The sequence below is a fragment of the Paludibacterium sp. genome, from assembly GCF_019232825.1.
Lineage (GTDB): Bacteria > Pseudomonadota > Gammaproteobacteria > Burkholderiales > Chromobacteriaceae > Paludibacterium.
Genome location: NZ_JAFAND010000023.1, coordinates 13,796 through 27,772, shown reverse-complemented (window position 1 = coordinate 27,772; position 13,977 = coordinate 13,796). Strand labels below are relative to the sequence as shown.

At 61.4% G+C, this 13,977-nt stretch carries 14 protein-coding genes; 6 read left to right on the top strand and 8 right to left on the bottom strand.

The annotated features are described in order from the left end of the window. Positions 1–147 precede the first annotated feature (147 nt). The 3 genes from JOZ06_RS02050 to JOZ06_RS02040 all read left to right on the top strand — a co-directional run bounded on the left by JOZ06_RS02050 (position 148) and on the right by JOZ06_RS02040 (position 3,520). Complete coding sequence (locus JOZ06_RS02050) at positions 148–984, top strand: UDP-2,3-diacylglucosamine diphosphatase (RefSeq protein ID WP_293228164.1); 837 nt, start codon at positions 148–150, stop codon at positions 982–984. Then, entirely contained in the window at positions 972–2,024 is a 1,053-nt protein-coding gene (locus JOZ06_RS02045) for a glycosyltransferase family 1 protein (RefSeq protein WP_293228162.1), read from the top strand. Before JOZ06_RS02050 ends, JOZ06_RS02045 begins: the two co-directional genes overlap by 13 nt. Before the next feature lie 719 nt (positions 2,025–2,743). Beyond that, on the top strand, positions 2,744–3,520 hold the full coding sequence (locus JOZ06_RS02040; RefSeq protein ID WP_293228160.1) for a ferredoxin--NADP reductase: 777 nt from the start codon (positions 2,744–2,746) through the stop codon (positions 3,518–3,520). A gap of 87 nt (positions 3,521–3,607) precedes the next feature. On the opposite strand, the gene rquA is transcribed toward JOZ06_RS02040, so the two are convergent. The 3 genes from rquA to JOZ06_RS02025 form a co-directional block, all read right to left on the bottom strand. Continuing rightward, positions 3,608–4,318, bottom strand: a complete 711-nt coding sequence (gene rquA / locus JOZ06_RS02035; protein ID WP_293228158.1) for a rhodoquinone biosynthesis methyltransferase RquA — start codon at positions 4,316–4,318, stop codon at positions 3,608–3,610. Between the two features lie 9 nt (positions 4,319–4,327). Further along, positions 4,328–5,116 carry an exodeoxyribonuclease III gene (xth, locus tag JOZ06_RS02030; protein ID WP_293228156.1) on the bottom strand — a complete coding sequence of 263 codons (789 nt, stop codon included), beginning with the start codon at positions 5,114–5,116 and terminating at the stop codon, positions 4,328–4,330. 87 nt (positions 5,117–5,203) lie between these two features. Then, complete coding sequence (locus JOZ06_RS02025) at positions 5,204–6,100, bottom strand: DMT family transporter (RefSeq protein ID WP_293228154.1); 897 nt, start codon at positions 6,098–6,100, stop codon at positions 5,204–5,206. 332 nt (positions 6,101–6,432) lie between these two features. Here JOZ06_RS02025 and JOZ06_RS02020 point away from each other — a divergent pair, with 332 nt between their 5' ends. Then, positions 6,433–6,606, top strand: coding sequence for a hypothetical protein (locus JOZ06_RS02020; protein WP_293228152.1), 174 nt, complete (start codon positions 6,433–6,435; stop codon positions 6,604–6,606). Positions 6,607–6,839: 233 nt separating this feature from the next. Here JOZ06_RS02020 and JOZ06_RS02015 read toward each other — a convergent pair whose 3' ends face one another. After that, positions 6,840–8,888 (bottom strand): M3 family metallopeptidase, encoded by a 2,049-nt coding sequence (locus tag JOZ06_RS02015; RefSeq protein ID WP_293228150.1) that lies wholly within the window; start codon positions 8,886–8,888, stop codon positions 6,840–6,842. A 339-nt stretch (positions 8,889–9,227) separates the two neighbouring features. Here JOZ06_RS02015 and JOZ06_RS02010 point away from each other — a divergent pair, with 339 nt between their 5' ends. Both JOZ06_RS02010 and JOZ06_RS02005 read left to right on the top strand, forming a co-directional pair. After that, a complete protein-coding gene (locus JOZ06_RS02010) occupies positions 9,228–9,785 on the top strand; it encodes a gamma carbonic anhydrase family protein (protein ID WP_293228148.1) in 558 nt (185 codons plus the stop codon). A 7-nt stretch (positions 9,786–9,792) separates the two neighbouring features. Then, positions 9,793–10,317, top strand: coding sequence for an RDD family protein (locus JOZ06_RS02005; protein ID WP_293228146.1), 525 nt, complete (start codon positions 9,793–9,795; stop codon positions 10,315–10,317). Here the strand turns inward: JOZ06_RS02005 and JOZ06_RS02000 are convergent. From JOZ06_RS02000 to crcB, 4 genes are all read right to left on the bottom strand, one after another. Beyond that, entirely contained in the window at positions 10,314–12,329 is a 2,016-nt protein-coding gene (locus JOZ06_RS02000) for a hypothetical protein (protein WP_293228144.1), read from the bottom strand. The genes JOZ06_RS02005 and JOZ06_RS02000 overlap by 4 nt on opposite strands. Positions 12,330–12,333: 4 nt before the next feature. Then, positions 12,334–12,849: a hypothetical protein gene (locus JOZ06_RS01995; RefSeq protein ID WP_293228142.1), complete on the bottom strand. Its 516-nt coding sequence runs from the start codon at positions 12,847–12,849 to the stop codon at positions 12,334–12,336. A gap of 140 nt (positions 12,850–12,989) precedes the next feature. Next, complete coding sequence (gene tpx / locus JOZ06_RS01990; protein WP_293228140.1) at positions 12,990–13,487, bottom strand: thiol peroxidase; 498 nt, start codon at positions 13,485–13,487, stop codon at positions 12,990–12,992. A 95-nt stretch (positions 13,488–13,582) separates the two neighbouring features. After that, positions 13,583–13,966 carry a fluoride efflux transporter CrcB gene (gene crcB / locus JOZ06_RS01985; protein ID WP_293228139.1) on the bottom strand — a complete coding sequence of 128 codons (384 nt, stop codon included), beginning with the start codon at positions 13,964–13,966 and terminating at the stop codon, positions 13,583–13,585. Positions 13,967–13,977 lie beyond the last annotated feature (11 nt).

Below are 13,977 nucleotides of genomic sequence, written 5' to 3'. Positions count from 1 at the left end.
CCCTTTCCGGCCCTCCCATTCGAGCAGGAATTGCAACAAAACCCGATTAATCACGGCTTAAGTTTCATGTTGTCTTCATCAAAAACTCATCTTTCTGTCACCGGTCACAGGCAGGATGGGCGCGAGACCATCGCCCGGGAGACTGCCATGCAACGAGACGACATCGACCTGACGCACCGGCGCTTTCGCACCATCTGGATCTCCGACGTCCACCTCGGCACAGCGGGATGCAGGGCCGACCATCTGCTGGATTTTCTACGCCACACCGAATCCGACACGCTCTATCTGGTCGGCGACATCATCGACGGCTGGCAATTGAAGAAATCGTGGTATTGGAAACAGAGCCACAACGACGTGGTGCAAAAAGTACTGCGCAAGGCGCGCAAAGGCACGCGCGTCGTTTATATCCCGGGCAACCACGACGAGATGGCGCGCCAGTTCGCCGGACTCGACTTCGGCGGCATCGCCATCCGCATGCAGGACGAACACGTCACGGCCGACGGCAAGCGCCTGCTGATCACGCACGGCGACGAGTTCGACGGCGTCATCCAATACGCCAAGTGGCTGGCGTATATCGGCGACTCGCTCTACACCCTGATCCTCCAACTGAATCGCGGCTTCAACTGGTGCCGGGCGAAACTCGGCCTGCCTTACTGGTCGCTGTCGCAGTATCTGAAGCACAAGGTGAAGAACGCAGTGAATTTCATCAGCCACTTCGAGAAGATTCTGGCCGCCGAAGCACGCCACCGCGGTTACGACGGCGTGATTTGCGGCCATATTCACAAGCCGGAGGTGCGCGACCTGGACGGCACGCTCTACGGCAATAGCGGCGACTGGGTGGAGAGCCTGTCGGCGCTGGTCGAATCGGCCGACGGTACGCTGTCGGTGGTGTACTGGACCGATATTCTCAGCGGCGACGCCGTCGCCGATGCTGAACCCGCAATCGAACAAGCCCCCGCACAGGAGAAGATATGCGCATCCTGATCGTGACGGACGCCTGGCGTCCCCAGGTCAATGGCGTGGTTCGCACGCTGACGGAGACGATCCGAGAATTACAAGGGTTCGGCCATACGGTGGAAATGATCACGCCGCAATCGTTCACCACGCTGCCCTGCCCCACCTACCCGGATATTCGCCTGTCGCTGTTCCCCTATCGCAAGGTGGCGCGCATGATCGCCGCCTTTAACCCCGACGCCATCCATATCGCCACCGAAGGCCCGCTCGGCCTGGCGGCGCGCCGCTTCTGCCGGCGCCATGACAAGGCATTCACCACCGCCTATCACACCCGTTTCCCGGAATATATCCAGGCGCGCACCCGGCTGCCGCTGGCAATCAGCTACGCCTGGATGCGCCGCTTCCATAACGCCGGGAGCGCGGTCATGGCGCCGACGCAGTCGATCGTCGACGACTTGCGCGCGCGCGGCTTCCGCAATGTCGTGCTCTGGAGCCGGGGAGTCGATACCGGACTGTTTACGCCCGGCCCGCGCGAACGGCTCGACGAAAGCCAGCCGCCGCGCTTCGTCTACATCGGCCGCGTGGCGGTGGAAAAAAATATCGAGGCCTTCTTGCGTCTGGATCTACCGGGCAGCAAGTGGGTGGTGGGCGATGGCCCGCTGCTGGCCAAACTGAAAAAACAGTATCCCGAAGTTCACTTCGCCGGCATCTTTCCCCAGCCTGAACTCGTGCGCTTTTACCGCGCAGCCGACGTGTTCGTCTTCCCGAGTCTGACCGACACGTTTGGCCTGGTATTGCTGGAGGCGATGGCGTGCGGCACGCCGGTGGCGGCCTACCCGGTGGCGGGCCCGCTGGATGTGGTGGGCGACAGCGGCGCCGGCGTGCTCGGCACCGACCTGCGTCAAGCGTGCCTGCAAGCGCTGGCGCTTGACCGCGAGCATGTGCGTGCGGTCGCGGAGGGCTTTTCCTGGCAGGCGGCCGCCCGCCAATTCGAGCAGCACCTGCACCCGAATGCGCACCAGGCCGAGTTGGCGGCAGCGCACCCTGACGCGGTGCAAAATTCGCGATAAAAATCTTGCGGCGAGGACAAGGGAATCTATACTGCAATCAGGTTATAGCAAGGAGGTAATGCATGCATCTGGGGCAGTTGTTCGGCTGCAGACCGTTTCCTTCTCGGTTGAGATTGTGCGCCACAAGGTAGCATATTGGAGCATCACTGACGATGCAGGTCGCTTGGCAGCCGATAGGCCAGATTACGTAAACAGCCAAGACGTTGTAAGCGTCATCGAACAAGCGGGGTTCCCCGCTACTAAGCCCGTGATGGGCTCGCGGCGCCCGGGCGCAAAACCCTTTAGGCGCGCTTGATGGAGTGTCTGGTTGTGAGGATGTAGTTGGGCTGCGCAACGCAGCGTCGGTCTTTTCGTACGTCGTTGGCGTCTCATTGCATGCACGGTTGGCATGCAGGATAAATGAGACAGTTTGTGTGATGCACCAACCAGAGGGCGATACCGCTAGGTTCGCCCTTTTAATTTCTCATTTGTCATGCGACATGACACGCTTCCGCTGCAGGCGCACAGCCTGCGCTGTCCGGCAATCGAACGATACACGGCCACAACCATCGCCACAAAAAACGACGACCAATCAACATCTTATAACCATACTATAGGTATGGTCATAGCCGCACATATGCCCTAAATGTGCATGTTCAGGTCGTATCTGTTCTATCGCGCCAGTCCATTCAACGGTAGAATGGCAAACATTTCAGTTAAATATCAGACAGATTTGGCATATGGCGACTTTGACTTCCGAACGCGTTCTCAGCGTTCATCACTGGAACGATACCTTGTTCAGCTTCACCACGACGCGCGACCCGGGGCTACGCTTCATCAATGGTCAGTTCGTCATGATCGGCCTGGAGGTGGAAGGACGCCCGCTGATCCGCGCCTACAGTATCGTCAGCGCCAACTGGGAAGAAAACCTGGCGTTTTTCAGCATCAAGGTGCCAAACGGCCCGTTGACGTCGCGGCTGCAGCACCTGAAGGTCGGCGACGACATCATCGTCAGCGGCAAGCCGACGGGCACGCTGGTGCAAGACAACCTATTGCCGGGCAAACATCTGTATCTGCTGTCGACCGGCACCGGCCTCGCGCCGTTCATGAGCATCATCAAGGATCCGGAAGTCTACGACCGCTACGAGAAGGTGGTGCTGATACACGGCGTGCGCTGGGTCAGCGAACTGGCGTACGAGGACTACATCGTCCGGGAATTGCCCAACAACGAATTCTTCGGCGACGTCGTGCGCGACAAGCTGATCTACTACCCGACCGTGACCCGCGAACCTTACCGCAATCAGGGACGGCTGACCGATCTGATCAAGAGCGGCAAGCTGGCGGCCGACATCGGCTTGCCGCAGCTCGACCCGGCCAACGACCGCGTCCTGATTTGCGGCAGTCCGAACATGCTGCAAGACAGCTGCGCCATCCTGGACAGCATGGGCTTCATGGAATCGCCGCGCATGGGCGAACCCGGCCACTACGCGATCGAGCGCGCGTTCGTGGAAAAATAACCCACTCGACTCTGTAGTGTGCATTCGCCGCAGGCAATGCACGTCTTGCGCACGCCCGCAGGCCGTGCGTTGCTTCGCAAACGCACGCTACCCAAGCGCTTTGGGCGTCGCTTCCACGATTTGGTACACGCCGCCGAACACCGTGCGCTTGTGCCAGTCGAATGCCGCGGCGTCGCTGGCGTAATGGCGGATGTCGTGCCGCCACAGCGCGTAGGCGAACGGCTCCAGATAGCGATTCACCCAGCGCAGCAACCAGCCGATCGGCTGCCACGGCGCAGGCCGGTGATAATCGACGAACAGCGCCCGCCCCATCGGCGGCACATGGCGCAACATATTGTCCACTACCTCGCGTTTTTTGGCGTCCGGCACCTCGTGCAGCAGGAAGAAGCTGGTGACCAGGTCATAGTCGCGCTCGCCTTCAAACGTGGCGGCATCGGTCTGCACCACACGCGCCTGCGGCAGGCCGCTGAGCTTGCGCGAGGCATGGGCGATCTGCACCGGCGTCACGTCGGTCAAATCGAACACCCCCGCCACGCCGACACGGCGCGCGACGCGCGTCACCAGGTCGCCATAGACGTGCGCCACCTGCCAAACACGCATGCCGGGCCGCACGCGGTCGAGATAGGCGCGCATCAGGCGCTGATCATTGCCGAACAACAACACCCGCACCACCACGTTGCGGTCCAGCAGCGCCGCATGCCGCGGATTGACGTAGGCCCAGTCGTAAACCTCGGTCATGTAATCCGGGACATCCCGGTAATAAAAATCATCGTCCAGTTGCGGTGGATTGCGGGTCATGGGGTCCAATCAAGTCGAAAATGAATCGTCCAGCGCGAGCCATACCGGCGTATGGTCGGAAGGCCTCTCCCAGCGGCGGGGCGTCGTATCGATCGCCGCGTCGCGCACGCGCTCGGCCAACGCGTGGCCGTAGAGGATGTGATCGATGCGCAGGCCAAGATTGCGGCGGAACATCGCCGCGCGGTAATCCCACCAACTGTAGGCCACCGTATCCGGGTGGAAGCGGCGGAAACCATCGGTCAACCCGAGGGCCAGCAGCCCCTCGAATGCCGCGCGCTCCGGCTGCGAGCACAACACTTTGTCTTGCCAAGCGGCCGGATCGTAGACGTCGCTGTCTGCCGGCGCGATATTGAAATCGCCCAGCAGCACCACGCGGCCATCATGCTGCCGCATCTCGCCCGCCACATAATGCTGCATTGCAGCAAGCCACGCCAGCTTATATTGGTATTTATCCGACGTTATCGCCTCGCCATTGACGAAATAGGCGCAGATCACGCGTATGTCGCCCACCGTGGCGGCAATGACCCGGCTTTGCGGATCCGGATAGTTGGGCATGCCGCGCACCACATCGCGTGGCGCAAGCGGCAGGCGGGTCAAAATTGCCACGCCATTGTAGGTTTTCTGGCCGAACCAGGCCGCGCCATAGCCCGCCGCCGCGAGCTCGGCCTCGGGAAACGCCTCTTGCTCCAGCTTGAGCTCTTGCAGGCACAGCACGTCGGTTTGGCTGGACGCCAGCCAGTCGAGCACGTGAGGAAGGCGGACTTTCAGTGAATTGACATTCCAGGTGGCAAGCTTCAAGGCAACTCCATCATCAAGGTCGGACGTCCCGATGATGCATGATTCAAGCAAATCAACTCAAGCATAACGACGGCATGGCGCCTGCGCTTATTTTTTACCGCCCCAGTACACGCCCGCGAGCACCGTGCCGGCGCCGGCGATCTGCAGCATGCCCAGCGCTTCGCTGAACAAACCCCATGCCAGCAGGGCCGACACCACCGGCTGAGCCAACAGCATCAACGAGGCCGTCGCAGCGGGCAGGCGGTCGAATCCTTTGCCGACCAACCCCTGCCCGGCGCAATGCACCAAAAGCGCCATCGCGCCCAACATGCTCCAGGCCATCCAGCCATGCGGCAACAGCGCGCCGCCTCGCCACAGCAAGAGCGGCACCAAGGTCACCGTGGCCGCCATGCAGCTGGCCAGCATGACGCGCGGAAACGCGCCGCGGCGCAACGCCTGTTTGAGCGCCAGGAAATACGCGGCATAGAGCAGCGCGCCGAATAGCGCCACCAGATGACCGGCCACCAGTCGGCTGTCATGGATGCCGGCAAATCCGCCGCCCTCGCCCAGGATCAGCAAAAACGTTCCCACCACAGCCAACACCATGCCCAGCGCCAATTGCCGCGACGGACGTTCCCCCATGCCCCACCAGGCGAACAACGTGATGAACAGCGGCGCGAGGCTATCGACCAGCGACGCGTTGGCAATGCTGATCATCGAGAGCGACTGATTCCACAACACCAGATTCAAGCCCAGAAACACCCCGGATAACCAAGCCCACCAGCGCGCGCACCAGGAGCAGGCCAGCGATTCGCCACTCTTGAAGCGCGGGATCAACAGCAATACCAGGATAGGCTGCGCCAGCAGCAGGCGATAAAACGCCGCCGCCACCGGGCCGACATCGGCCAGCCGCACCAGCACGGGCGAAAAAGCGAGGCAAATGATGCCGGCGGACAGCTGCAGCAAGGCGCGTGACGGCACGGCGGGTATGGCGAGGGAAGGCATGCAAGTCATGTATTAATATAATGAATTGATTATACAGGCAAATCTACAGAGAGGTTTGACCGCGCGCAAACCGCATACGCCGCGGCATTCCGTCATCATGGATCGACGGCCAACCAAATTAACCACACCAAGACGGATTTAGGCGCATATTAGGATATTACGGTTATATTCCAATTTGTCGTTATTTTTCAACGAACTACACAACTCATTCCATGTATTGGTACTTTGGATATTGGATACAACACGCCTTTGGCATAGGAAAGGAGGATTTGTGTTGTCAGACAATCCGCCAGTTCATACAATGAAATCGTCTTCGTAACCAGAGAACCATCATGACAGGCCCTTCCAGTCGAATGCCCCATTTCAGCAAGCAACCCAGCACCACCACCTCCCGTCCTTCGCGTTCCACGCTGGCGCCCATCATGCCAGGCTTTTCGATTCGCACCCCGTCGTTCAATCAGCGTCCCGAGAGCGACGCGCCGCAACAACAGCCCAAAAAAGACTGATAGAACGCGTCTGCGCGTCCTGGCCGGTTGGCATTGTCGTATCCGCTGCGGATAACGGTGATCCCTGGCCGAGGACAGCGCATGGCCGCTTGCCGCCGCAGGCGAGACGAGGCCCAAAAAAAGCCCCCGTTAAAAAACGGGGGCCGACGATTTGAGTCCTTGGGGAAGACTTTACGTCCAAGCTCGCTGCTGTTGGTTACACAACAGACTCATTTGAGTTATCGCGATTGAAATTAGTTCCCAGCACCCGCTAATTCTTCCACCATGCCGGCGTGACGCAACAAGGCATCGATCTGCGGGTCTCGTCCGCGGAAGGCACGGAAGGACGCCAGCGCGGGGCGCGAACCGCCCACCGCCAAAATCTCGCGCCAGAAGCGCTCGCCGGTTTGCCCATTGGCGCCGCCAGCCTCCTCGAAAGCGCTATAAGCGTCGGCCGACAGCACTTCCGCCCACTTGTAGCTGTAATACCCCGCCGCGTAACCACCGGCAAAGATATGGCCAAAGCTATTGGGGAAACGGTTGTAGGCAGGCGGGAAATTCACGGCGACTTCCGCGCGCACGGTGTCGAGCAATTGCAGCCAATCGCCACGGTCGGCGTCGAAGTCGCTATAGAGCAACATATCGAACAGCGCGAACTCCAACTGCCGCACGGTCTGCATGCCCGATTGGAAATTGCGCGCCGCGATCATCTTATCGTAGAGCGCACGCGGCAACGGCTCGCCGCTGTCGACATGGGCGCTCATGCCGCGCAACACCTCCCATTCCCAGCAGAAGTTCTCCATGAACTGCGACGGCAGCTCGACCGCGTCCCACTCGACGCCGTTGATGCCGGCGACGGACAGTTCGTCGACGCAAGTGAGCAGGTGATGCAAACCATGGCCGAACTCATGGAACAGCGTGATCACCTCATCGTGGGTGAAGAGCGCCGGCTTGCCGCCGAACGGCGCGCTGAAATTGCAGGTCAGGTAGGCCACCGGCGTCTGCAGCTTGCCGGCGCGGACGCGGCGGCCGCGCGCATCGTCCATCCACGCGCCGGCGCGCTTGCCTTCGCGGGCATAGAGATCGAAATAGAAACTGCCGATCACCTTGCCGTCGCGCAGAATTTCGTAATAACGCACTTCCGGGTGCCAAACCGCGCTCTTGGCCTCGCGCACTTCCACCGCGAACAGCGTGCGCACCACCTGGAACAATCCCGCCAGCACGGTCGGTTCCGGAAAATACTGCTTCACCTCCTGGTCGGAGAAGGCATAGCGCGCCACGCGCAATTTCTCGGACGCATAGGCCAGATCCCAAGCGGCGAGCTCGGGCAAGCCGAGTTCATCGCGCGAAAAGGCCTCAAGCTCGGCGCGATCGCGCAGGGCGAACGGCCGGGCACGCACTGCCAGATCACGCAAAAAGCCGATCACTTGCGCCGGGCTCTCGGCCATCTTGGTGTACAACGACAAATCGGCAAAGTGCGCAAAGCCGAGCAGGCTCGCTTCCTCGCGGTGCAATTGCAGTTTCTCGCGCATGACCGGACCGTTGTCGTGCTCGGCCGGGCCGAACTCGGCCGCGCGCTTGACGTAGGCGTCGTACAGCGTGTGGCGCAATTCCCGGTTATCGGCGTATTGCATGATCGGCAAATAGCAGGGGAACTGCAGCGTCAGCTTGAAGCCGTCCCGGCCGTCCTGCGCCGCGTTGGCCGCCAACATGGCGCAGACGTCTTCCGGCACGCCGGCCAGGTCGTTCCGGTCATCGAGATACAGGGTAAACGCGTCGGTCGCATCGAGCACATTCTGTTCGAAGCGCGCCGACAGTTCGGCCAGGCGGCTTTGCACCTCGACGAAGCGCGCTTTTTGCGCCTCGGGCAACTCGGCGCCCGACAGCCGGAAATCGCGCAGATTGTTTTCGACGATCTTCTGCCGTGCCGCGTTATAGCCGGCATAGGCCGGCGACTGGCGCAACGCCTTGAACCGGGCATACAGCGCCAGATTCTGTCCCAGCTCGCTCCAAAACGCCGACAGCTTGGGAATATTGGCGTTGTAGACATCGCGGATTTCCGGCGTGTTGACCACCGCGTTCAAATGGCTGACGACACCCCAACAGCGGGACAGCCGTTCGGTGGCGTCGTTCAGCGGCTCGACAAAATGGTCCCAGTCCGTCGGCGCGTCAGCGGCCGTCAGCTGGGCCACCGTATCGCGTGCCGCCTCAAGCAGGGCGTCCACCGCCGGGGTGACGTGTTCAGGCTGGATCTCGCCGAAACGCGGCAGACCGGAAAAATCAAGAAGCGGATTGACTGTCATTCTTTTGGCATCCCTTTGCGTTGGGTATCATAGGGGACTAGGGCCTGTCTGCAAACTATTTGCGGCTGCGGCCGGTGTCCGCCGGATGCAGCGCGAGGAGTGCGCCCCGCCGCAGTGTCATTCACTGCCAGGGGCAAACGACAAAGCGATGCGCCGGCAGACGCCGGCCCCGAAGGGCTGGCCTGGCAAACGGCCATCTGCGTCGTTGCGCGGCTTGGCCTTAGAATGACTAAGGCCGGCGCCCCCCGCCTAGCATCTGGCCATTTGCCAGGCCAGCGCAGTTCACAAATAGTTTGCAGACAGGCCCTAAGCAATGTCAGTTATATGAGGACCGAGGCCATGAATCACAATATCCGATCTTACGACGGGATCAAGCCGCAAATCGACGCGACAAGCCACATCGACCCCGCCGCGGTCGTGATCGGCGACGTCGCCTTGGGCGAGCACACCTCGATCTGGCCCTGCGCCGTGGTTCGCGGCGACGTCAACCGCATCCAGATCGGCAAGGGCAGCAACGTGCAGGACTTCGCCATGCTGCACGTCACCCACAAGCGCGCGGAGGACCCGCAAGGCGCGCCGCTCGTCATCGGCGAGCACGTCACCATCGGCCATCACGTCACCTTGCACGGCTGCACCATCGGCGACGAGGTGCTGATCGGTATCGGCAGCATCGTGCTCGACCGCGCGGTCATCGAAAAGCACGTGCTCATCGGCGCCGGCTCCCTGGTGCCGCCCGGCAAGCATCTGAAGTCCGGCTATCTGTATCTCGGCAACCCGGTCAAGCCGGTGCGCCCGCTCAGCGCCGAGGAGATCGCCTACTTCCGCTATTCGGCCGAGCACTATCAACGTTTGGCGCAAAAGCACCGCGAAAGCCTCATCGCCGACGCGGCCGAATAATGCCGTCATGTTGGCCGGCTACACTGACCGGCCGACGCACAGCCGTTTCCCCACGATGAACGATGTTGAATACGTAGGCTTCGTGCCACGCGCCGGCGCCTGGCTCGTCGACAAACTCCTGGTGCTGGGACTGACGAGCCTGATGGCCAAGCTCTGGCCGGTGCCGGGGCTGACCTGGCACGTCCTGGCCGCCTGCGGCGCCGACGGCGCCTGCTGGCGCGCCACGTTGCCGCTGGTGGCCATGGCGCTGGCACGCTGGCTCTTGCCCGCCGTGCTGACGGTGTTTTGCCTGACCCGCATCCGCGCGACGCCAGGCAAATATCTGTTGCGCGCCGAAGTGGTCGACGCCGACACCGGCGCGACGCTGGGGCAACGCCAGGCTTGGCTGCGCACGCTGGCATGCACGCTGTCGTATCTCACTCTAGGCCTAGGCCACGCCTGGGTGATCGTCGATGCGCGCAAACAGGCGCTGCATGACAAGATCGCCCGCACCGTGGTCATCCGGCGCAAGGCGGGCTCGTCACGCGGCTAAACGGCGGCCATGCGCTCAAGCTGTTTGTCGATCCGCAGCCGTAAATCCGCCAGCTCGCGGCGGCACTGCAGACTATCGTAGAGATTTTTGCCGACCCAGCCCACCAGAACGACGACACCCGCCGCCAAGAGACCGGCCAACAGCGGCCAGGCAAATCCCGCCACCGCCAATAGCGCCACCCCCGCCCCGAGCCCGGCGGCACCGGCGGCAATCCGGGGCCAAGTGAACTGGAATGCCTGGCGCAAGCCGGCCTGCAGCGTTTCGCGCCATGTCTTGACCGGGGGCACTTTGTCCAAAATGGCGCTTTGCAACGGGACCACAGCCTGCCGCATCTCATTGCGCATCGCCTGCCGGCGCGGTTCGAGCCATGCCGGCCAGGACTGTTGCTGAATATCGCCGAGCGCGTCGGCCGCCTGCCGGGCAAGCACTAGCAACTGTCGGGCATTGCCCACCGCCGCGCGAGGTTGATCGGGCCGCGCGGGCGATATGGCCGCAATATCGCGGTTAAAAAAGGCCAGCACCGCTTTGTTGTTGTCGACCAACTTATCACCGATCGCGGCATGCAAATGGCCCTGCTTATCACGGAAGACGCTGTCCAGCGAGGATACCGCGACGCCATGCTCGGTTAAGGCGCCACGCCGCTTTTGGTAAAATGCCGTACTGCATGCCTCGACTTGGCACAGCGCGTTATTGAGCTTGGCCACATTGAGCGCCACCCGTTCCAAACTTTTGCCTTGAAAGAAGTCGCCCGCCGAGAAAGTCGAAACGGTTTTGATCAAATTATCGGTCAACGCCGAGGCATAGCCTGCCGACACCTGATTTAACAGCGCCTCGTGGTTACGCTTGGTCAGCTCGCGTATTTGTCCGACCACAGGGGAGCGCTGCAGCAACCACGTCGTGTCGAAAGGGTTGCGGCTATGCGGCTCCACTTTGGCATATTGACCGGTCCCCTTGTCGAGCACGTCGCCGACGATCCGTTCCAGCAGCTTTTGTGCCACGCCGTCCGGTGAATATTCATACACGATATGGTTTATCTGTTCATCCAGCGCTTTCTCATACGCAGTCAAGCCGTGCGCCAAGCCATCGCTGAACCGTTCGATGCGGTTATCCGTCTTCACCTGATGCAACTCACGCATCAACGCGTCGAATAAGCCCTGATCGTTCAAATGCATGACGTGTGTGCGGGCCAGCGCTGCAACCTTTTTTTGAACGCAATTCAGCTGCGGAATCTCATTGGCATAATATTTGATCAATTCGGCAAATGCCGTATCCGCCATCGGTTTCTCGTGATTGCCGACGCCGATGAAGTGCTCGGCGATCCGCCGCCGGGCGGCTTCCTTGACGTTGACCACGTCGGCCCGGCCAGGGGCGTGCCGGGCCGGTTGCGCCACCTGTCGCAACAGTGTCTCTTGCTGGGCTTGGCCGATGACGCGATAACCTGCCCGCAAGAAATCGAATTGACCCAGCAGCTTATAAAACGCGCCCTTGCCTTTATGGCGCTCGCGGAACGCATCCAATAACCGTTGAATCGCCGCCTTGTCCGCAGGCCCGCCGTGTTGCCAGCGAATGACCGGCTTATTTTCCTCATCCGCCTCGAGCCGGATCATCCTGGCGATGGTTGGGTGGTGGGCGATATCCCTTTTGATTTTCTCGACGTACTTCGGGTTGACGCCGCCAGCCGGCAAGAACCCCTCATCCGCGTTGCGCAAATAGAGATTCAGCAAATCCAATAGCGCCCGTTTGAACGTGTTAAGACTGTCCGCGCATTCAACCGGCGCGAAGCCGGCCGGGGCAGCAACGTCCATCGGCTCGTCGCCCTCATCGCGGAAAGGGTTTGAGGGATCGCTTTGCCAATCGTCGTCAAAGGGATTCGCGCCGCTCGCCTTGTTGGCGGTGAGGCGCGCCGTGTCGTTGCCGACCGTCACAATGGATTCGCCGACCGTCGCGGCGATGACCGCGCCGGCCGACGCCACATTGACCGTGCGACGATCGAGTCCCGTCATTTGTACCATCGCGTTATTTCCTGACGTCTAGGATTTGACAAAAATCGGCCAGCCGCTGGTAAAACTGCCCCAATACGGCTTGCAGTCCTTTTCGGCGCAACGTATCCGCGTCGAGCAAGGCTTTCAATTCATAACCGCTTGCGCCACGGCCCAAATTCAATTGGCCGCAGGCCACGCCGTCGATGGGCTGCAACAAAAGCGCCAGCACCGCCGCCGCCGCGTGCATGACCTGCGCTTCGGTCACCCCGGGCAGACAGCTCCAGATCCACAACCGATCGTCCACGACGGCGACGCGCATATCAGGCAGCGTCTTGAGCGCGATGACCACCGCCGAATGGTGATCGAAGCTGGTCAATTTCGTTGCCGGGCAATGCAAGGCCAGCAACGCTTCGCGCAACAGCAGATCCAGCCCGCGCGGGGCATGAGCGGAATAAGAAAGGGCGTCCATGAGATTGAGGGTGGGTGACCGATACCCGGAGGAGTGCGCCGCGCATGCGCCAGTTCCTGCACCGGCGGCGAGGATGGCCAATCGATGATTTCAATGACGGCCTGGCGCAACCACCACCGACGGCAGGCATTGGCGCGCCCGACAAAGCGCCGGCACGCGGAGAAAACGGGAAGAAGGCAGATGCGCCGCCCGGCCATGCCGGCGCGGGCGGCGCCAGGGCATTACAACGCGGCCAGCGCCGCGGCGTAATCCGGTTCGTTGGCGATTTCGGACACGAGCTCGGCATGACGCACGCGATTATCGGCATCGAGCACCACCACGGCGCGGGCGCACAACCCCGCAAGCGGCCCCTGGGCCAGTTTCACGCCGTAGCTTTGCAGGAATTCCGGATGGCGGAAGGTGGACAACGTCTTGACGTTGGCCAGTCCCTCGGCGCCGCAGAAGCGTTGTTGGGCAAAGGGCAAATCGGCCGAAATGCACAACACCACGGTGTCGTCGCGGCCGGACGCCTGCTGGTTGAACTTGCGCACCGAGGTGGCGCACGTCGGCGTATCGACACTGGGGAAGATATTGAGGATTTTTTTCTTGCCGGCGAACGTCGCGAGCGACACGTCGGACAGGTCGGCGGCGGTCAGCTGGAAGTCGGGCGCCGCTTGGCCCTTGGCGGGCAGCGCGCCCGCCACGTCGACGGGATTACCTTTGAGGGTGACAGTAGCCATTGCGCAATCCTTTTTTGCTGTTGTGGAGATAAGCGCAGTTTGCGCCGCCAGCGGCAAAAAGCAACCACAAATGCATAATGGCTATCGCCTGGCGGTTACAGCGACCGCAGCCCTTGCACCGTCGCCAGGCCCAACAAGGTCATCAGCAACGAGCCGGTGACATGCACGGCGATTTCGCCGCAGGCCCAGAACAGCCGCCCCTGTTGCAATAGCGTGGCGGTTTCCGCCGAAAAGGTGGAAAACGTGGTCAACCCGCCGAGAAAACCGGTGATGACCAACAGACGCCATTGCGGCGGCAACTCGGGGTGCCCGGCGAAAAACGCCGCCGCCACGCCGATCAGATAACCGCCGACCAGATTGGCCGCTAGCGTGCCCGGCGGCAGCGTGGGGAATAGGCTATTGAGCTGTATGCTCAGGAACCAGCGCAACAAGCAGCCGAGCGAACCACCGACGGCGATGGCCGCAATCGAATAAAACATCCCATTCCTCC

Coding starts and splice junctions, on each gene's coding strand:
- JOZ06_RS02050 (WP_293228164.1), top strand. CDS start 148: ATGCAACGAGACGACATCGACCTGACGCACCGGCGCTTTCGCACCATC.
- JOZ06_RS02045 (WP_293228162.1), top strand. CDS start 972: ATGCGCATCCTGATCGTGACGGACGCCTGGCGTCCCCAGGTCAATGGC.
- JOZ06_RS02040 (WP_293228160.1), top strand. CDS start 2,744: ATGGCGACTTTGACTTCCGAACGCGTTCTCAGCGTTCATCACTGGAAC.
- rquA (WP_293228158.1), bottom strand. CDS start 4,318: ATGACCCGCAATCCACCGCAACTGGACGATGATTTTTATTACCGGGAT.
- JOZ06_RS02025 (WP_293228154.1), bottom strand. CDS start 6,100: ATGCCTTCCCTCGCCATACCCGCCGTGCCGTCACGCGCCTTGCTGCAG.
- JOZ06_RS02020 (WP_293228152.1), top strand. CDS start 6,433: ATGACAGGCCCTTCCAGTCGAATGCCCCATTTCAGCAAGCAACCCAGC.
- JOZ06_RS02015 (WP_293228150.1), bottom strand. CDS start 8,888: ATGACAGTCAATCCGCTTCTTGATTTTTCCGGTCTGCCGCGTTTCGGC.
- JOZ06_RS02010 (WP_293228148.1), top strand. CDS start 9,228: ATGAATCACAATATCCGATCTTACGACGGGATCAAGCCGCAAATCGAC.
- JOZ06_RS02005 (WP_293228146.1), top strand. CDS start 9,793: ATGTTGGCCGGCTACACTGACCGGCCGACGCACAGCCGTTTCCCCACG.
- JOZ06_RS02000 (WP_293228144.1), bottom strand. CDS start 12,329: ATGGTACAAATGACGGGACTCGATCGTCGCACGGTCAATGTGGCGTCG.
- tpx (WP_293228140.1), bottom strand. CDS start 13,487: ATGGCTACTGTCACCCTCAAAGGTAATCCCGTCGACGTGGCGGGCGCG.
- crcB (WP_293228139.1), bottom strand. CDS start 13,966: ATGTTTTATTCGATTGCGGCCATCGCCGTCGGTGGTTCGCTCGGCTGC.